Here is an 18,479-nt window from a genome sequence, read left to right as displayed (position 1 = left end):
TGTATGCTGTCAGGGGGCATGGAACTCGCGATGCTGAATTATATTATTAAACGTCTGCTCGGCCTGATCCCGACACTGTTGATCGTGGCGGTGCTGGTGTTTTTATTTGTGCATTTACTTCCCGGCGATCCGGCGCGGTTGATTGCCGGGCCGGAAGCAGATGCGCAGGTCATTGCTATGGTGCGCAGCCAGTTGGGACTGGATCAGCCGCTGTGGTTGCAGTTCTGGCAATACATTACCCGTGTCGTACAGGGCGATTTTGGTTTGTCGATGGCTTCTCGCCGCCCGGTCGTTGAAGAGATTGCCAGCCGCTTTTTGCCCACTTTTTTGCTCACGCTCACCAGTATGTTCTGGGCGATGCTGTTTGGCCTTGGCGCAGGCATTGCTGCTGCCGTGTGGCGTAACCGCTGGCCGGATCATCTGGGAATGGCGCTGGCAGTCACCGGCATTTCGTTTCCGGCTTTTGCGCTCGGTATGCTGTTAATGCAGGTCTTCTCTGTTGAACTGGGCTGGTTGCCCACCGTCGGGGCAGACAGTTGGCAGCACTACATTTTGCCATCGCTGACGCTTGGCGCGGCGGTGGCAGCCGTTATGGCGCGTTTTACCCGGGCCTCGTTCGTCGATGTGCTTAACGAAGATTATATGCGTACCGCACGCGCCAAAGGGGTGAGTGAGCGCTGGGTTATTCTCAAACATGGCCTGCGTAACGCGATGATCCCGGTAGTGACGATGATGGGGCTGCAATTTGGTTTTTTGCTCGGCGGCTCGATCGTGGTGGAAAAAGTCTTTAACTGGCCGGGACTGGGGCGACTGCTGGTGGACTCGGTAGAAATGCGCGACTACCCGGTGATCCAGGCCGAAGTGTTGCTCTTCTCTCTCGAATTTATTCTTATCAATTTAGTGGTGGATGTGCTCTACGCCGCCATTAATCCAGCCATCAGGTATAAGTAAGGATGCGACTTTTTAACTGGCGTCGACAGGCGGTATTGAATGCGATGCCCGTGGTAAAACCGGGCCATGTACGCACGCCGTGGGATGTATTCTGGCGACGTTTTCGCCGTCAGCCGGTGGCGATGACCGCCGGGCTATTTGTGTTGCTGTTGATCCTGCTGGCGATTTTCGCCCCGTGGATTGTGCCGTTTGATGCTGAAAACTACTTTGATTATGACCGCCTGAATGAAGGGCCGTCGCTGGTGCACTTGTTCGGCGTGGATTCTCTGGGGCGCGATATTTTTAGCCGGGTGCTGGTAGGCGCGCGCATCTCACTTGCCGCCGGGGTGTTTGCGGTGCTGATTGGCGCGCTGACGGGTACGGTACTGGGGCTGCTGGCAGGCTATTACGAAGGCTGGTGGGATCGGATTATTATGCGCATCTGCGATGTGCTGTTTGCTTTTCCCGGCATTCTGCTCGCGATTGCTGTGGTGGCGGTGATGGGCAGCGGTATGGCGAATGTGATTATCGCTGTGGCGGTGTTTTCGGTGCCGGCCTTTGCACGCCTGGTGCGTGGCAATACGCTGGTGCTGAAACAACAAACCTTTATCGAATCCGCACGCAGCATTGGCGCCAGCGATGCGGTGATCCTGTTCCACCATATTCTGCCCGGAACGGTGTCGTCGATTGTGGTCTATTTCACCATGCGTATTGGCACATCGATTATCTCTGCAGCCAGCCTTTCTTTTCTCGGGCTTGGGGCTCAGCCGCCCACGCCGGAGTGGGGCGCAATGCTCAATGAAGCGCGGGCAGATATGGTAATTGCGCCGCACGTGGCGCTGTTTCCGTCACTGGCCATTTTCCTGACCGTGCTGGCTTTTAATCTGTTGGGCGATGGCCTGCGAGACGCGCTGGATCCGAAGATCAAAGGTTAAGTGTGGCGGCAGAAAGAAAAAACCCGGCGATGGCCGGGTTTTAAAGAGGTTAAACGCGCGTGCCCCACAGGTCATACTCGTCGGCGTTCTCTACTTTCACGCGGATCACATCGCCAGGTTTGACGCGGGTTTCGCCGTTCAGGTAGACCGCACCGTCGATTTCCGGCGCATCTGCCATGCTGCGGCCAATCGCACCTTCTTCGTCGACTTCATCGACAATCACCAGGATTTCGCGACCGACTTTCTCTTGCAGTCGTTCTGCTGAGATTTTCTGTTGCAGCTGCATAAAGCGGTTCCAGCGCTCTTCTTTCACCTCTTCCGGCACCTGATCCGCCAGTTCGTTGGCGGTTGCGCCTTCTACCGGGCTGTATTTGAAACAGCCTACGCGATCCAGACGCGCTTCTTTCAGGAAGTCGAGCAGCATCTGGAAGTCTTCTTCGGTTTCGCCAGGGAAGCCGACAATAAACGTAGAGCGCAGAGTCAGCTCCGGGCAGATCTCACGCCATTGTTTAATGCGTGCCAGCTGGCGGTCAACGGCTCCCGGCCGCTTCATCAGTTTAAGGATGCGCGGGCTGGCGTGCTGCAAGGGAATGTCGAGGTACGGCAGAATCTTACCTTCCGCCATCAGCGGAATGACATCGTCCACGTGCGGATAAGGGTAAACATAGTGCAGACGTGTCCAGACGCCGAGTTTGGCCAGTTGTTCGCACAGGCCGACCATACTGGTTTTCACCGGTTCGCCATTGTGGAAGCCCATACGATGCTTCACATCTACACCGTAGGCGGAGGTGTCCTGCGAAATGACCAGCAGTTCTTTCACTCCGGCATCGACCAGACGTTTGGCTTCTGCGAGCACGTCGCCAATCGGGCGACTCACCAGATCGCCACGCATGGACGGGATAATGCAGAAGGTGCAGCGATGGTTGCAGCCTTCAGAAATCTTAAGGTAAGCGTAGTGACGGGGCGTTAGCTTAACGCCCTGTTCCGGCACGAGGCTGAGGAACGGATTGTGCTTCGGTTTCGGCACATAGTGGTGAACATGTTCGAGCACCTGCTCATAGCTGTGCGGCCCGGTGATTTCCAGTACTTTCGGATGTACTTCGCGGATCTGGTCTTCTTTTGCGCCCAGGCAGCCGGTAACGATAACTTTTCCGTTTTCGTTCAGCGCTTCGCCAATGGCTTCCAGCGACTCTTGCACGGCACTGTCGATAAAGCCGCAGGTGTTAACGATGACCATGTCGGCATCGTCATAGCTCGGGACAACATCGTAGCCTTCGGTGCGCAGTTCCGTGAGGATGCGTTCAGAATCCACCAGGTTTTTCGGGCAGCCAAGAGAGACAAAGCCGATTTTCGGCTGCAGGTTCACATTGCTCATATGTTCAAAAAATAATCAGTTATAGGATCTCAGGGCAGGGATTGTACAGGTCTATTGCCTGGATTTATAGGGGGGGCCTGTTACGTCGTTGATTAGCGCACGTCGGGGAGAGGGATTGCCAGCTGCTTATCTCATCGTCTCCTTACCGTCATGGCTTCACGGGTTGCTCATCGTGCCGGCAATCATTACTGATCGGAGAACGAGGAAATCTCTATTAACGACGGCATGATTCAATGAAAAATAGTACTCAGTACGTATACCCACTAAACATCCCCCGCAGGAATCTCTCAAAATAGATGGAGCTAAAACGCGGTGTTGGTTCCTTAAAGCGCCGCAATGGACATGTAAATGTTGGAACTGTTTTGCGCTATTAACGTTGCCTCTGGATTGAGGAGTATTCATTACTCATCGGTTGGTTGCAGCGTGAAGATCACTGCCCGCGCTGAGGCCTGTACCGTGACGATTGACACGCCTGTTGAGAGATGGTTGTATTACACAACTATCTACTATAAACGGGTAAACGCATGGCAACACCTCAACTCATCAATGACATTCGTGCTGCTTCGCGGCAGATGGTACGTGAACTGGGATTTATGAACAGCACGCTGGCGGCGACGGATTATTCGCCTTCCGCGGTCCACACCCTGCTGGAAGTGGGCATGCGCGGTTCCATTACCGCTGCAGAACTGGTGGTGTTGCTCGGCCTGGAGAAATCCAGCGTCAGCAGGATGCTGGCCAGGCTTATCCAGGCCGGTGAGTTAAAGGAGGTGCCGCTGGCCCACGATGGGCGGTTTAAACAACTGGAACTGACCGCCCAGGGAAAAGCGAGCGTGGCGCGCATTAACCACTACGGAGAGGTACAGGTCCAGAAGGCGATGGACTACCTGCCACCAGAGCGACAGAAAATGGTGGCGGGGGGACTGGCGGCATATGCTTCAGCACTGGAAGCGTGCCGTAAAGATGCGCCGCTCCCTGCGGGGACGAAACCGGAAATCATCACCGGTTACCTGCCGGGGATGATTGGCCGCATCAGCGAAATGCATGCGAACTATTACTCGCGACATTATGGGTTTGGCTATTTCTTTGAAAGCAAAGTGGCGGCGGGTCTGGCTGAATTTGCGGGTCGGCTCGAGAGTGAACGTAACCACATCTGGCTCGCGGTTCAGAATGACCGTGTAGTGGGTTCGGTGGCGATTGATGGTGAGGATTTGGGCAATAACGAGGCACATCTGCGCTGGTTTATCCTGGATGATGCATGCCGCGGCTCCGGCATCGGGCGTCAGTTGCTGGCCAGTGCCATGCAATTTTGCGATCGGCAGCAGTTTTCCGCCGTGCAACTCTGGACGTTCAGCGGCCTGAATGCCGCCCGACGCCTGTATGAATCTTTTGGCTTCAGGCTGGCGAAAGAGTGGCAGGGAGACCAGTGGGGTAGCAGCATGCTGGAGCAGCAGTTCACCCGCCACCGAGTCAGTGAACAGCGCTAACGTTTCACCGGCTCGTATCCGTTCCGCATGCCTGGTAAACCATGCGGAACGGTGTTCGTCTTTAATGCGTATTGCAAGCGGGTATCACTGTCATGCTTAAAACTCGTAGCGTGCACCGAGGTTATAACGACGTCCTTCGAGCATCGCCAGTTCTCTGTTCGAGGTGGTGTATATCGGGTTGACGTCAAACAAGTTATACACGCCCGCCATCAGGGTGATCTGTTTATTCAGATGGTAACGCGCCCCCAGATCGACCAGCGCATAGGCATCCGTTGAACTGGATTTACCGAGGTCTGGCGATTTGCTACGCCAGCTCGACCTTGCCCACAGATCCAGATCGTTTGTCGCACTCCAGGTCAGTGAAAGGTTAGCCATACTGCTCGGAAAATCATTCAGCGCATAGCCTTTATACTCACCGCTTTTTTGTTCGCTGTGCGTGTAGGTATAGTTCGCATTGGCCTTCAGGGAAGGCGTTACCTGCCAGTCACCGTTTAGCTCCAGTCCGTAAATCTCGGCATCACTGACGTTGAAATACTGGAAGACGCTTTCCGCCACATACCCGTTGTACTGGCACTGTTGGGTATCCGTCGCTTCGCAAATGGTGTAATCGCTGATTTTATTTTTAAACCGGGTATGGAAAATTGTCGCATCCAGCGCCAGCGTCTCTTTTTGCCAGTACACACCCAATTCGGTGTTGATACTCTGCTCCGGCTTCAGATCGTCGTTACCAATACCAATTTCGGAATAGGGATAGGAACCATAAACACTGGTGAAACCCGCGTTATTCTCACGCAGATCCGGTTTTTTATACCCGGCAGAAACCCCGCCTTTCAGCGCCCAGTGCTCATCCAGTGTCCAGTTTCCGTAGAGTTTTGGCGTTACGTGGTAGCCAAAATAGCTGTCATGATCCAAACGGGCAGAGGTGGTCAGCGTGAAGTCCGGCACCATCATCCAGGCGTCTTCGGCAAATAGCGCCCACCCATCGCGGGTGATTTTACTCACGGGCGTAACACCCGGAGCCATTTTATCTTCGATGCTGAAAGTGTCATTGAGCTCATTGCGCGTGAAGTTAACGCCCAGCGTTAGCTTGTGATCGCCCAGGGAGAAGGTATTCGCGCTGTTGGCTTCGAAGTTACGCTGTTCAATGAATTGTGAATCCATGCCCGGTACCCGATATTCCGTACGGGCTTTTTCATAGCTGATGAAGTTTTTTGCTTCCAGCAGATCATCGCCATACCAGGCATGTTGTGACAGTGACACGGCCTCGCGGTCGAAGCCCCAGTACCACTCTTTCTGGTTATGGCTTTTTTCCTGATGCCCACGCGTGGCATTGAGATCCCAAAGTTGGGTGTCGGTTGGCGACATCGAGATCGTGGCATCGAGATTGCCGGACTGGTGCTTTACAAAGCGCTGTTTAGTTGCGCTATCGTCATCGCGGCGATCGAGATAATCTGCGCCGACGCTGATCCCAAGCTTACCGGGGATCACCGGCCCCATCACGAAAGCGTTGGTCTGATTCGTGTTGCCGTATTCGCTTTTCTCCTGCAGGAAGTAATTATCCTCTAGTACCCCGGTCCATTTATCCAGGTTCCAGGCTTTTTTGGTGATGACGTTGACCACCCCTCCAATGGAGTCGGAGCCATAGAGCGAGGACATAGGCCCACGGATCACCTCGATCCGTTCAATGGCCGCAAGTGGCGGCATAAACGCGGCTTCGGTGCCTATGCTGTGGCCATACGGGCGTGATTCTCGCGTCGCCTGTTTGATGCCGTTCACCATGTAGGCGGTGTACGTGGAGTCCATCCCGCGCATCTGAATATCGCCCGTGGCCAGCGTGCCGTGGCCATTGCCGACCAGTACACCCGGCATTTCTCGTAACGCTTCGGTGATGTTCTGGTTGGAACGCGTATTGAGCCCTTTCTCGTCGACGACGGAGATCGTTGCCGGCGCGTCGCGACGTTCCTGGCTGAAACCGGTCGCCGTGACGACCAGCTCATCTTCTTTTGCGGTGTCGCTATCTGCAGCATTCACAACGGTCGTGAGAGGCGTGAGGGCAAGCGCAATCGCCACGGACAAACGTGTCTTAGTTTTCACAAAAAATCCCTTAGAATTTGCTTAAATCGATTTTGAGAACGTAGTCCGCTTTCGTCTCTTTCTCGTCCTGTTTCACGCTGGCATAGAGCGTACTGGTGTCGGCAGAAAGGGCGAGACTGTTTGGCATCGCGGTCGTTTTAATGGTGTGTTTCAGACGGTAGCTGCTGGCGTCAATGATGCTGATTTGTCGGGCGTTACGGTGCGTGACATACACTTCATCGCGCGCGGCGTTATAGAGCACGGCAATCGAGTTGGGCGTCGGAATACGCTGAACAAGTTCGCCAGAATCGAGTTTGACGACCAGCACATCCGGGGTGTTGGTGTCGGCAATGTAGCCAACTCCCGCTGCGGTATTAAGAGCAATGTTCAGGAAGTAGTGTTTCGGCTCTGCCGGATCGACTTTCACGCGCGACAGGAGCTGCAATGTTGCGCCGTCCAGAGTAATGAGCTCGCCTTTACCGTTCACCACATAAACGTTGTTGCCGGCTTCATCCACAGCAAAGCCGACGGGTTCCAGTTTCTCCAGTGTTTTCTCCAGCGCCTGCTTTTGCGTATCCACGACCCACAGTAACCCTTTGTCTTTGGCGCCAATGCCGGAGACATACAAACGCTGATGCAGCTTATCGAGCACCACTTCACGCACGTGGGCTTTCTTATTCGGGTCGCTGTCGTCACTCAGTTGCAGTGTTTTGATGACGTTATTCGTACGGGTATCCAGCAGAGTGAGGGAGCCTTCCAGGGAGTTACCCAAATACAGGAGATGGTTTGCTTCATCCAGGGCGACGGCAAAAGTGCGTCGTTGCGTCGTGATGCGCTGATCAATTTTCAGGGAATCGGCTGCCAGGCGGAATACCAGACCGTCTGTTTTGTCCTTTGCAAAAGAAGGCGCGGAGGCAGCAAAAAGGGTTTTTTGCCCGTGGTCATAAGCCAGCTCGTACACCCCGTGGCCAAGAGGCTGAGACTGGAAATCCCTCTCGGTAAATTCCTGGGCGTATAAAGCCGCGGAAAAGAGCGCAAAGGAAAGTGCGAACACGCGAAGGGCAGTTTTGTGTGGATTCATGGTAGGCATGTAATCTTTCTTTACAGTTATTCACAAAAAGATAATGCTAATGAAAACAAATATCATTTTCAATTGCGTCGAATGAAAAGTGACCTACCATTTTTAGTACTAAACAGAAAGATGCCCCGTTGCGGGTTGAGATTGCCGGGTCGTACTGGCACTGTTATCCCGCGAGAACGGGCGAAGACGCGTGGCTGGCAAAAAAACGCACCATGATCAACAGCCAGACAAGCGAGACGAAAGGAGCAAGGGTGAAGCCATTAACAGACTTAATCGATATGCAGGATCCGGGCTGGGTGGTCGTTGAAACGTGGTTAAGTGAGGCCACTAACCCTTATGAGATCCTGCCAAAAGATCCGCAGCTTGCCGAACAGGCGCTCTGTCAGTTGCAAGTGACCACCCGTTCATCCATGGGGGCGGTCGTGTATGAAACGGGCGGGTTGCTGATTGATGGGGGCTGGCTGCGTATCCTGGGCTCGGGCCACTCAAGACTGCCGCGCGACCCGGCTGCGTGGACGCAATCGGTAGCCGGTATGCAAGCTTTTGGCGGACTGCTGATTGCCGACGATGCCAGCGGTGGCTTTTTTGCCATTAACGGTGGGGGACTGGGTGAAGAAGTCGGTAATGTTTACTACTTTGCACCCGACAGCCTGGCCTGGGAAAGCCTGGAAGTCGGTTATTCGGCATTTGTGCAGTGGACGTTGTGCGGCGATCTGGCTTTGTTCTACCAAACCGTGCGCTGGCCCGGCTGGCAGGATGATGTTGCGGCGCTGGCGGGCGACAAAGTATTTTCTTTTTACCCTTTTCTGTGGACTGAGCCGCAAATGACAGCCGGGCAACGCTCGAGAACCGCCGTGCCTGTTGATGAACACTGGGCGCTCTGCCAGGAATTACAACAGCAACTGGCGCAATAATCGCATGAACCGTTACAAAAGCCGGGGGAGTAGGGGCTGGGCCTCTGGCGATGTATCACTTCTTCAAGCCCAATAACCCCTTGAACACATAGGCAGAAAGTCCATTTATCCTGTTGCAATTAATAATGATTCGCATTACGTTATTGCGCGTCATTTCACTTCCCGGACAGGACTGATGCTGATAACCCCAAAAAAATATTTCCCTTTGCAGCGAGAGGTACGTTTTTGATGCAAGTAAAAAAGACGACGTCTCGATTCAACGGTTTGCGCCTGCTGGCGCTGTCGGGGTTGTTGCTGAGTTCCACAACCGCTTATGCCAGACCGGATATGACGCCGCTGGGTCCAAACATTGCCGATCGTGGGTCCGCGTTTTATCACTTTTCTGTTCGCACGTTTGATTCCGCAGATGGGCAACGGCATTACAAGGTATGGACCGGCGTACCCGGCAACACACCACCCGCAGCGGGGTACCCGGTGGTGTATATGCTTGACGGTAATGCGGTGATGGATAAGTTATCGGATAACGTCCTGCAAAAACTGTCGCAGGGTAATGCACCCGTGCTGGTAGCGGTCGGGTATCAGACACCGCTGCCGTTTGATCTCAATGCCAGGGCCTGGGACTACACCCCGGCGGCCGGCGGGAAAGCGCAGAATTTGCGCGGCAGAACCGGCGGCGGTAGCGTTGTGTTCCGCCAGTTGCTGGAGCAGACCATTGCCCCGGCCGTGGAAAAAGATCTCCCTGTCGATTCACAAAAACGCGCGCTATGGGGGCACTCTTACGGCGGCTTATTTGTGTTGGATAGCTACCTTTCCTCGGCATTTTTTACGGCATATTATTCTGCCGTTCCGTCATTAGGGCGCAATAACTTTGCATTACTCCATGCAGTCGAGCACGTTACCCGGCAAAACACCCGCACGAAATCTCTGTGGTTTATGGAAGGCGATGGCGAGCAGAGAAGCCGGGAAGAGGATAAGGTGCCAGACGTACTGAAAGCCGTGCGTGAAACAGCTTCCGCGCTGCGTGCTGGTGGCGCGCCAGTCACTTACTGGCTTTTTCCCGGTCTGACGCACGGCGCCATGTTTGCCCGTTCATTTGAGGCCGCGTTATTAGACGTGGCGGGCAATGGCCAGGACGAAAAACCTGCCCGCATTCGCTGAACCGCGCGTCTTTCAACGTGGTGTTTGCGGGAGCGGATGACGATATTTCACGCCACTCCAGTATCTGTGTCCCTTATTGTCTGCTCTTTTCCAGCCACGCTTTTCCAGTTCACGGGCAAGCAGCCTGTTCATAAAACCATGACCCATGCTGAAAACAGAGCCGTGTTCTTCAGCATGCTTAATCAAATATTCAGCGGCTTCACCGGCTCTTATTCTGGCGGCGGATCGTGACTCTGAACCGGTGATAAAGCCGAGCATCCAGCAGAGGCGAAAAACAATCAGCCATGTTTGCGGGCGCAGCCTGAGAAAGGGAACGTTCACGACAGCAAGAGGGACTTCATGCAGTTTATGAATGATCTCATCTGGCGTGTATCCTGTCGCCAGCAGTGAGGCGTGTGCGCGTCGCAGTGGACTACAAACACAATAATCGCTCTGTCCGGCCATCGATATTATTTCCGCCGTCGGCGCGCCCACAATATCTGAGGCATCGTAACCGGCTATCCAGGCTTGCATCGCATTGGCTTTGATTCTTTTCGCACTGTGCAGAACGGTAATTTCTGGCTGCCCATGGCGTATTAATGTGATATTCAATTCGCTTATTTCCCTTGCCTGGTGGGTCGAATGGGCACTATATCACAAGGGGGCCGCGAGCCATTTTTAATAGAACTGGCATGACCATCGCCATTCACCCTGCGGCGAGCGGAAGAAATAACCGATGCCGTTATCTGCCCACATCCAGTTCACTTTTTCCTCCGAGCCTACCTGGAAGACAAAATTATCGAGGCCTACCCCATGCTGAATTTCATAGGGGTAGCCGCCCACTTTAGTCTGCGGGTAGCGGTTAAATTCCCTGAAAAATATTTCTGTGGCGGCGGGATCGGCATTCACGGCGGATAAGTCTACAACGTCCCATGCGTCTTCCCATCCGGGTGCATCCTGGTGCAATGTCCAGCGCAACGGAAAAGGTTTATACGGGTGGGCAACATCGGGTAAGGGGCTCAAATTGTCGGTGCTTTTATATTCGCGAATAAGCCAGCCGTCGCCATGTTTATTATCGAAAGGGTGTTCGCGTAAATTATGAAACAGCACCAACAGGGCAATATCGCTTAGTGCTTCCGGTATCCAGGGTAATTCTGCCACCCGGATCTGCAACAACGGAAACATGGGTTCTCCCTGCCAGAGCGGAAGCCCTTCTGCGGCTAAGCCAACACCGCGGCAGAACCATGATGTAAGGGGATCTTCCGGTGGGCGAAAGCCTCCTACGGTAGCCACGCAAGCGGGGCGTAAATTTTCGCGTAACTGCTCCAGTGCGATTTCCGCGGTGATTTTGGTACTCATCAGATATTACTTGTGCCGTTAAGGTGATCCTTGGCAATTTACCCTCATATCACCGCAGAGGAAATGGCTGGAATAGAGTAGGGGGCGGACAATAAACAGTCGCGAATGTATTTACCGTTTACCACCAATAATGACATATCCCATCCTGGCTTCTTCGCAGTGCGGATCGCCGCAGCCGCAGAGATCAATGGCCTTATGCACGGCATATTTATATCCGGCAAGGAAAGGTGCCATAGCGACATCACTTTCGTCGTAATTCCAGTAAAAGGCGATACACCAGAAAGAACGCATCGGTTGATGCTGCGCCAGCAAGTGCAATTTGGCGTAATCTTTTTGCAGCACGCGGCGCAGAGTACTTAGCCGTTTCACACATTTCAGTTCGACGTAAATATCCTGGATCGCTTTGGTTGTCTCTCTTTTTAAGACCAAATCGACAGACATGACTCTTCTGATTGCGCTGCCAGGCAGGGTCAGAGAAAACTGTTTTTCACGCTGGCACTGAAACAGCGGATGGTGCTGAAAGTAATACTGCAATTCAATCTGCAACCATTTTTCCCAGTCGTTGATCTCGCCATTGATCATTTGCATCTTTTCAATGACGACATCGTCCGCTAAAAAAACATCCAGTGAGTCTTCAATCTCTATAAAATCCCGATTATCGCCGCGCATGATTATTCCCTGATTCGATCTGTTTGCCTGTTATCGACGCTGGCGGACCTTTCTTTAACCGTCGCGGTAATGCGCTTCCATTTCATCCAGCGCGGCCTGGTTTTCCAGTCCCCACTGGTACATTTGCTCAATGGGTTCGGCAAACGTTCTGCCAAGCGGCGTGAGCCGGTAGTCGACTTTCGGCGGGATCACGTCATATACATGGCGGGCGATCAGCCCGCGTTGTTCCAGCTCTTTCAGTGTCTGGAACAGCATCTTCTTCGAAATGCCTTGCAGGCTGCGCTGCAACTCCCCTGTGCGGGCGCGTTCATCCGGCCAGTGATAGAGCGCGTGGAGTACCATGGTGCTCCATTTCACCGAGAAGAGATCCATCAGGCGACGCGGTGGTGAATCCGCGTAGAAAAAGAGTTTACCGTCAACCCAGGCGGGCATTGTTCTGTCCTCTGTTTATGGTCACCAAATGGTGACTACTATCAAAATAGAATCATGTTGACTATAGTCTGCCGCCTTCAGTTAGCCACAGCCAGTTCATTTGGAGGCACGATGAAAATCAACGCATTAATCGCACACGACGCGGCACGCCCTTTAACATCCGGTCAGATAGCACTGCGTCCTTTGCAAAAAAAGGATGTCGACATTGAAATCCTCTACTGCGGCGTGTGCCACTCCGATTTGCACATGGTACGTAATGAGTGGGCGGTCAGCCGCTATCCACTGGTGCCAGGGCATGAAATCGTCGGCCGTGTGGTGGCAGCGGGAGAAGAAGTAACCCATTTTAACGTGGGCGATATCGTCGGGGTGGGCGTAATGGTCGATGCCTGCCGCGAGTGCCATTTCTGCAGGCAGCATGAAGAGCAATACTGTGAAGCGGGCTTCACCGCCACCTATAACGGCATTGATAAATACACCGGCGACAGCACCTGGGGCGGCTACGCGCAGCGCGTGAGGGTCGATCAGCATTTTGTGGTGGCGATCCCGTCTAACCTGCCGCTGGCAGGTGTCGCACCGCTGCTGTGTGCGGGGGTGACGGTCTGGTCGCCGCTGCGCCATTTCAATGTCACGGCGGGCGACAGGGTTGGCGTGGTCGGTCTGGGAGGACTCGGCCATATGGCGGTAAAACTGGCCACTGCAATGGGGGCGAAGGTCACGCTATTTACCACCTCGCCGGAAAAGGGCGCCGATGCCCGTCGCCTGGGGGCAACCCAGGTTGTCGTCTCGCGTGATGCTGCGCAAATGGCGGCCTGCCAGACTTCGCTGGATTTGATTATTGACTGCGTCGCTGCCCCGCACGATTTGGATCCTTACCTGGCCACGCTGAAAACCAACGGCCGTCTGGTATTGGTGGGGATCCCTGACCAGCCGCATGCCGCGCCAGATATCACACCAATGGTGTTTCGCCGTTTGAGTATCAGCGGTTCGTCAATTGGCAGCATTCAGGAAACACAGGAGATGCTGGATTTCTGCGGCGAGCACGCTATCACCGCAGACATTGAGATGATCAGCGGAGAGGAGATTGAAACCGCCTTTGCCCGCATGCTGAAGGGCGATGTGAAGTACCGTTTTGTGATCGACATGCAGGCAACCCGCTGGTGAAAAAAAATGCTGTCGTGCGTTGCGGCAGCCCTCACGCTTTACGAAGCAGGCGGATGCACTCCTGCGGCGTCCAGCCAGCTTTGCCTGACGGCAAGATGACCCACACCCCACCGCGCCATTGCAAATCACCATGGCTGGCGCGTGTGCATTTTCCTTTGCGCAGTATGCGCGGATTGGGTCAGGCCGACATATCATCGCGAATCACCCGGGCAGTCGTCTGTATTACACCATGCCGTTATTGCCGTGGCGCAAAAAAGCCGGGCGCTGGTTAAGGCGCGCGAACCATGCCTCAATGGCCGGTACCGGCGGGTGTTCAAACGGGGTCATCTTCCAGCGATTCACGGACAAACCCAGCACCACATCCGCCAGGGTAAACGTCTCGCCTGCGGCGAAGGCCCCGGTTCGTTGCAGTTGTTGTTCAAGGATACCGATACAGTGATTCCACTCTTTGATGCCAGCAGCGATGGCATGCTGATCGTTATATGCCGGGTTATTGCGCCCCAGCGCCGGAAATACATAGCGCCAGGCATTGTTAAACTCGGTTGCCTGCCAGTCCATCCAGTGTTCAACATTCGCGCAGGCCCGTGGCTCGGTGGGAAGCAGATCGTTACGCCCGGCTTTACGTACCAGATAGCGGCAAATGGAGTTGGATTCCCACAGGGTAAAATCGTCGTCAATCAGTACCGGCACCATGGCATTCGGGTTTAGCGCGCGAAACGCCTCGGTTTCTGTTGAGGCAAACCCGCTACCATAATCTTCCTGCAGATAATCCAGTCCTGCTTCTTCACAGGTCCAAAGAACTTTGCGCACATTTATTGATGTTGTCTTACCAAGAATTTTCAGCATCGTGTTGATGTCCATTCCGCCTGATTGATCGTTTAAAAACAATACACCAGCAGAATGCTTTCCCGCTACGGGCCGTCTGTGCCGTTTTGCTTATTACGCGAATGCTGAAAGGAAAGACGGGTGCTGGCTGGCGTGATTCATTGGTGAGAGCTATGGTTTAGAAGTACCCTGGAGAGTTCTCTCTACGGCGGCCGGCGGGCATGGCTGGTGCGTAGGGTGTAAAGGATTATCGGTCCTGTTTATTTATTGACCTTCCTCATGCTTTTGTACAAAAAATGACCATATTATGATTTGCCACTTAGGCGAACAAGGGAGGAAACCTGTATGACCCTTGACGACATCACTCGTCGTTTATTGACGAAGTTGGTTGCGTGCAGAACCGATCTTGCCGGCTATAGCCAGTTACTGAAAGTAAAGGGATATATGTCGGTCAGTGAAACCGAACGTCTGCGCGAACGTTTTTTTGCACTTGCGCAGGAGATCCGCGATAAGGGAGAACGGCTCAGCGAGATGCCGGACCGCGATACGCGCGGCGCCCTTTATCGCGCAGAGGAGGCGCTCTCCTCTGCGGCAGTTTGCTTGATGAGTGGACGGCAGGATTGCCCAACTTACATCACGGTAAATGCCGACAAGCTCGAACGCTCCTTGAACGTACTGAATTATTGCATTCAGTATTTGAACGAGCATGCACCGCTAGAAGAAATCTGAGTTTGAAGAGGGGGAGGCGACTCCCCCTTTGTTATTCAAGTTTTTGTAAACCCCGATTCGCCCAACGCGCCACAGGCTAACCTTTATCCAGTTCATGGAATATAAAGGAGCGCCGTATGCGCCATTTCCTCCTGCTGGGTCTTTTTATCAGCGCCTCTGTGTTTGCCGCCCCGTCGGCAGTGAACGTCAATGTGCTGCAAACCAAACTCGACCATCCCTGGGCACTGGCTTTTTTGCCGGATAACCATGGCATGTTAATCACGCTGCGCGGCGGGCAGTTGCGTCACTGGCTACAGGGCAAAGGGCTTTCCGATCCCATTACCGGTGTGCCAACGGTGTGGGCGCACGGGCAGGGCGGTTTGCTGGATGTGGCGCTGGCACCGGACTTTGCCCAGTCACGACGGGTCTGGCTCAGTTATGCCGAAGCCGGTGAGGATGATAAAGCGGGAACGGCAGTTGGCTATGGGCGCCTCAGCGAGGATATGCAGCATCTTGAACATTTCCGTACTGTGTTCCGCCAGCAGCCAAAGCTCTCGACGGGCAACCATTTTGGCGGCCGGATGGTGTTTGACGGTAAAGGCTATTTGTGGATTGCGCTGGGTGAGAACAACCAACGCGCGACAGCGCAGGATACAGATAAATTACAGGGCAAAGTGGTGCGGTTAACCGATCAGGGCAAGGTACCGGAGGATAATCCGTTTGTTGGCAAAGCGGGCGCGCGTCCGGAGATTTGGTCTTTCGGCATTCGAAACCCGCAAGGTATGGCGCTGAACCCCTGGAGCCATACCGTATGGCTGAATGAGCACGGGCCCCGCGGCGGCGATGAAATTAACATTCCGCAGAAAGGCAAGAACTACGGCTGGCCGATTGCTACCTGGGGCATTAATTACAGTGGCCTGAAAATCCCTGAAGCGAAAGGCGGCATTGTCCCCGGCACTGAGCAACCTCTTTTCTACTGGAAGGTGTCGCCCGCGATCAGCGGCATGGCATTTTATGGCAGTGAGACCTTCCCACAGTGGAAAGGGAAGCTGTTCATCGGCGCGCTGAAAGAAAAAGAGGTCATTGTTATGAGCGTGAAGGGCGACAGCGTCAGCGAAGATGGCCGTATTCTCGGTGAGCGCAACCACCGTATCCGCGATGTCCGCACCGGCCCGGATGGCTACTTATATGTGCTAACCGATGAATCAGATGGCGAATTATGGAAAGTCAGTCCGAATTAATAGCCCGGGTAAGCAAAGCCGCTGCCCGGCAGTGTGGCCTGAGCGCGGCGTTGCTTTGCCTGACCTGTGTCTCACGTTACCGGGATCATCACCGTATTGCGAAACCCTGGCCGCTCGCACAATTGTGCATACCAGCGGGCTAAGTGGGGGCGCGGCGTCCAGCTCAGACCCGGAATGTTATGCAGGTTATAGATGAACGGCCCAACGGCAATATCGCCACAGCCGAAGGCGTCGCCGGAGAGCCATGGCTGGTTCGCCAGCACGCTGTCCAGTAACGTGAACTGCGCGTCCAGCGCCTGCTTCGCGGCCTCAATGGCGGTGTTGTTGCGCTGCCCCGGCGGTGTGCGAACCAGGCCCATCAGCACCGGGCCGTGTTGCGGAGCCAGCGTACTTAGCGCCCAGTCCATCCACTTTTCGCCCACGGCGCGTGAGGCTGGCGCATCCACCCACAGGCGGCCCTGGCCGTACTGCGCCGCCAGGTAACGTAAAATGGTATTGGATTCCCAGAGTACAGCCTGGGTTTCATCGTCGCGTAGCAGCGGCACCAGACCGTTGGGATTCATTGCCAGATAGTCGGCATCGTGGTTCAGCCCAAATTGCCCGCCCGCCAGAATATGCTCATATGGCAACTCAAGCTCTTCCAGCATCCAGCGTACTTTTTTGACGTTGGTCGAATTATTCCTGCCCCATAGCGTTATCATGCTCACCCCTTTGCCAGTGAATGTTTCAGCGTGCTCTATGGTGAGTGAAAGTTAACGTTCTGGCAACGACTTAGAAAAATCGTGCCGTAACGGGGCACGGCGCACGGTTATTGCGTAAACTTTAAAAACTTTACCCAGCGATGGTTTTTTTCGGTTCGTTTGTGCGCTATTACTCACCGTTTCTTACGGCACGGTATTGTGACGTTTTTTGAATGGATACTCGGGTGGCCTATATGAAGCATTTCTCTTTATCCCTTCGCAGCCTGGTTGCAGGCTCTGCGCTGTTGGTTCTTTTCACGCCTTCTCTATACGCAGCTGAACAAACGCCTGGTGCGCCGCCAGTTGATGCCAGAGCGTGGATCCTGATGGATTACGCCAGCGGTAAAGTGCTGGCAGAAGGCAACGCCGATGAGAAGCTCGATCCTGCCAGTCTGACCAAACTGATGACCAGTTACGTTGTGGGACAGGCGCTAAAAGCCGGAAAAATTCACCTCACCGATACGGTTACCGTCGGCAAAGATGCCTGGGCGACCGGTAATCCGGTGTTGCGCGGCTCGTCGTTAATGTTTCTTAAACCTGGCGATCAGGTGTCGGTGGCGGATTTGAACAAAGGGGTGATTATCCAGTCGGGTAACGACGCCAGTATCGCCATTGCGGACTTTGTAGCTGGCAGCCAGGACTCGTTTGTCAGCCTGATGAACAGCTACGCGCAAAAGCTTGGCCTGACCAATACTACCTTTAAAACGGTCCACGGGCTGGATGCGCCGGGGCAGTTCAGCACCGCGCGGGATATGGCGCTGCTGGGCAAGGCACTGATCCATGACGTGCCGGATGAGTACGCCATTCACAAAGAGAAAGAGTTCACCTTTAATAAAATTCGCCAGCCTAACCGCAACCGCCTGCTGTGGAACACCAGCATGAATGTGGACGGGATGAAAACCGGCACCACCGACGGTGCCGGATATAACCTGGTTGCGTCGGCCACCCAGGGGGATATGCGGCTGATTTCGGTCGTATTGGGCGCGAAAACCGACCGTATTCGTTTTAACGAATCGGAAAAATTGCTGACGTGGGGCTTCCGCTTCTTTGAAACCGTTTCACCGATCAAACCGGATGCGGCCTTCGTCAATCAGCGTGTCTGGTTTGGCGATGCCAGCGAAGCGAAGCTTGGCGCGGGTGAATCCGGTGCCATTACCCTCCCAAAAGGGCAACTGAAAGATTTGAAAGCCACGTACACGTTAACTCAGCCGCAGCTGGAAGCCCCGCTGGCGAAAGGTCAGGTCGTGGGCACTATCGATTTTCAGCTTAACGGCAAAACCATTGAGCAGCGGCCGCTGGTGGTGATGGAAGCGGTAGGCGAGGCGGGCTTTATCGGCCGGATGTGGGATTTTGTATTACTGAAGTTCCACCAGTGGTTCGGCGGCTGGTTCTCCTGACCTTAACAGGCCGTGCCC

General features: G+C 54.2%; 18 protein-coding genes. 9 read left to right on the top strand and 9 right to left on the bottom strand.

Features of this window, described 5'->3' with window-relative positions; translation table 11 throughout:
• The first annotated feature begins 30 nt into the window (after window positions 1-30).
• Together gsiC and gsiD are read left to right on the top strand one after the other, a co-directional pair.
• Entirely contained in the window at window positions 31-951 is a 921-nt protein-coding gene (gsiC, locus tag ACUY4S_RS15505) for a glutathione ABC transporter permease GsiC (protein ID WP_312688454.1), read from the top strand.
• A gap of 2 nt (window positions 952-953) precedes the next feature.
• Complete coding sequence (gene gsiD / locus ACUY4S_RS15500) at window positions 954-1,865, top strand: glutathione ABC transporter permease GsiD (RefSeq protein WP_312688456.1); 912 nt, start codon at window positions 954-956, stop codon at window positions 1,863-1,865.
• A gap of 49 nt (window positions 1,866-1,914) precedes the next feature.
• Here the strand turns inward: gsiD and rimO are convergent, their stop codons facing one another.
• Window positions 1,915-3,240: a 30S ribosomal protein S12 methylthiotransferase RimO gene (gene rimO / locus ACUY4S_RS15495; RefSeq protein WP_312688457.1), complete on the bottom strand. Its 1,326-nt coding sequence runs from the start codon at window positions 3,238-3,240 to the stop codon at window positions 1,915-1,917.
• Window positions 3,241-3,764: 524 nt separating this feature from the next.
• Here rimO and ACUY4S_RS15490 point away from each other — a divergent pair.
• Window positions 3,765-4,724 carry a bifunctional helix-turn-helix transcriptional regulator/GNAT family N-acetyltransferase gene (locus ACUY4S_RS15490; protein ID WP_458021627.1) on the top strand — a complete coding sequence of 320 codons (960 nt, stop codon included), beginning with the start codon at window positions 3,765-3,767 and terminating at the stop codon, window positions 4,722-4,724.
• A gap of 96 nt (window positions 4,725-4,820) precedes the next feature.
• Here the strand turns inward: ACUY4S_RS15490 and ACUY4S_RS15485 are convergent, their stop codons facing one another.
• On the bottom strand, window positions 4,821-6,818 hold the full coding sequence (locus tag ACUY4S_RS15485; RefSeq protein WP_312688459.1) for a TonB-dependent receptor domain-containing protein: 1,998 nt from the start codon (window positions 6,816-6,818) through the stop codon (window positions 4,821-4,823).
• 10 nt (window positions 6,819-6,828) lie between these two features.
• Complete coding sequence (gene yncE / locus ACUY4S_RS15480) at window positions 6,829-7,887, bottom strand: 7-bladed beta-propeller protein YncE (RefSeq protein ID WP_458021626.1); 1,059 nt, start codon at window positions 7,885-7,887, stop codon at window positions 6,829-6,831.
• Between the two features lie 242 nt (window positions 7,888-8,129).
• Between yncE and ACUY4S_RS15475 the strand changes: the two genes are divergently transcribed.
• Complete coding sequence (locus ACUY4S_RS15475) at window positions 8,130-8,792, top strand: DUF2625 domain-containing protein (protein WP_458021625.1); 663 nt, start codon at window positions 8,130-8,132, stop codon at window positions 8,790-8,792.
• Between the two features lie 228 nt (window positions 8,793-9,020).
• Window positions 9,021-9,950 (top strand): alpha/beta hydrolase, encoded by a 930-nt coding sequence (locus tag ACUY4S_RS15470; RefSeq protein ID WP_312688462.1) that lies wholly within the window; start codon window positions 9,021-9,023, stop codon window positions 9,948-9,950.
• Between the two features lie 12 nt (window positions 9,951-9,962).
• On the opposite strand, the gene ACUY4S_RS15465 is transcribed toward ACUY4S_RS15470, so the two are convergent.
• The 4 genes from ACUY4S_RS15465 to ACUY4S_RS15450 form a co-directional block, all read right to left on the bottom strand.
• Window positions 9,963-10,541 carry a hypothetical protein gene (locus ACUY4S_RS15465; protein WP_458021624.1) on the bottom strand — a complete coding sequence of 193 codons (579 nt, stop codon included), beginning with the start codon at window positions 10,539-10,541 and terminating at the stop codon, window positions 9,963-9,965.
• 66 nt (window positions 10,542-10,607) lie between these two features.
• Window positions 10,608-11,288: a DUF1963 domain-containing protein gene (locus ACUY4S_RS15460; RefSeq protein ID WP_458021623.1), complete on the bottom strand. Its 681-nt coding sequence runs from the start codon at window positions 11,286-11,288 to the stop codon at window positions 10,608-10,610.
• A 111-nt stretch (window positions 11,289-11,399) separates the two neighbouring features.
• Window positions 11,400-11,957 carry a hypothetical protein gene (locus ACUY4S_RS15455; RefSeq protein ID WP_312688466.1) on the bottom strand — a complete coding sequence of 186 codons (558 nt, stop codon included), beginning with the start codon at window positions 11,955-11,957 and terminating at the stop codon, window positions 11,400-11,402.
• A 54-nt stretch (window positions 11,958-12,011) separates the two neighbouring features.
• The gene (locus ACUY4S_RS15450; protein ID WP_458021622.1) at window positions 12,012-12,389 is read right to left on the bottom strand and encodes a winged helix-turn-helix transcriptional regulator; all 378 of its coding nucleotides are present in this window, start codon (window positions 12,387-12,389) and stop codon (window positions 12,012-12,014) included.
• A 111-nt stretch (window positions 12,390-12,500) separates the two neighbouring features.
• On the opposite strand from ACUY4S_RS15450, the gene ACUY4S_RS15445 reads away from it, so the two are divergent.
• A complete protein-coding gene (locus ACUY4S_RS15445; RefSeq protein WP_312688469.1) occupies window positions 12,501-13,550 on the top strand; it encodes an NAD(P)-dependent alcohol dehydrogenase in 1,050 nt (349 codons plus the stop codon).
• Between the two features lie 222 nt (window positions 13,551-13,772).
• Here the strand turns inward: ACUY4S_RS15445 and ACUY4S_RS15440 are convergent, their stop codons facing one another.
• Window positions 13,773-14,396, bottom strand: coding sequence for a glutathione S-transferase family protein (locus tag ACUY4S_RS15440; protein WP_312688746.1), 624 nt, complete (start codon window positions 14,394-14,396; stop codon window positions 13,773-13,775).
• 324 nt (window positions 14,397-14,720) lie between these two features.
• Between ACUY4S_RS15440 and ACUY4S_RS15435 the strand changes: the two genes are divergently transcribed.
• Window positions 14,721-15,104, top strand: coding sequence for a biofilm formation regulator BssR (locus ACUY4S_RS15435; protein ID WP_312688471.1), 384 nt, complete (start codon window positions 14,721-14,723; stop codon window positions 15,102-15,104).
• Between the two features lie 116 nt (window positions 15,105-15,220).
• Entirely contained in the window at window positions 15,221-16,324 is a 1,104-nt protein-coding gene (locus ACUY4S_RS15430) for a PQQ-dependent sugar dehydrogenase (RefSeq protein ID WP_458021621.1), read from the top strand.
• 71 nt (window positions 16,325-16,395) lie between these two features.
• Here ACUY4S_RS15430 and ACUY4S_RS15425 read toward each other — a convergent pair whose 3' ends face one another.
• On the bottom strand, window positions 16,396-17,025 hold the full coding sequence (locus ACUY4S_RS15425) for a glutathione S-transferase family protein (protein WP_312688475.1): 630 nt from the start codon (window positions 17,023-17,025) through the stop codon (window positions 16,396-16,398).
• 233 nt (window positions 17,026-17,258) lie between these two features.
• Between ACUY4S_RS15425 and dacC the strand changes: the two genes are divergently transcribed.
• Window positions 17,259-18,461, top strand: coding sequence for a serine-type D-Ala-D-Ala carboxypeptidase (dacC, locus tag ACUY4S_RS15420; protein WP_458021620.1), 1,203 nt, complete (start codon window positions 17,259-17,261; stop codon window positions 18,459-18,461).
• The last annotated feature ends 18 nt before the right edge of the window (window positions 18,462-18,479 follow it).

This window comes from Kosakonia beeri (genome assembly GCF_054165705.1).
Note: the sequence above shows the minus strand (reverse complement) of the source record. Positions and strands in the feature narration are given on the sequence as shown.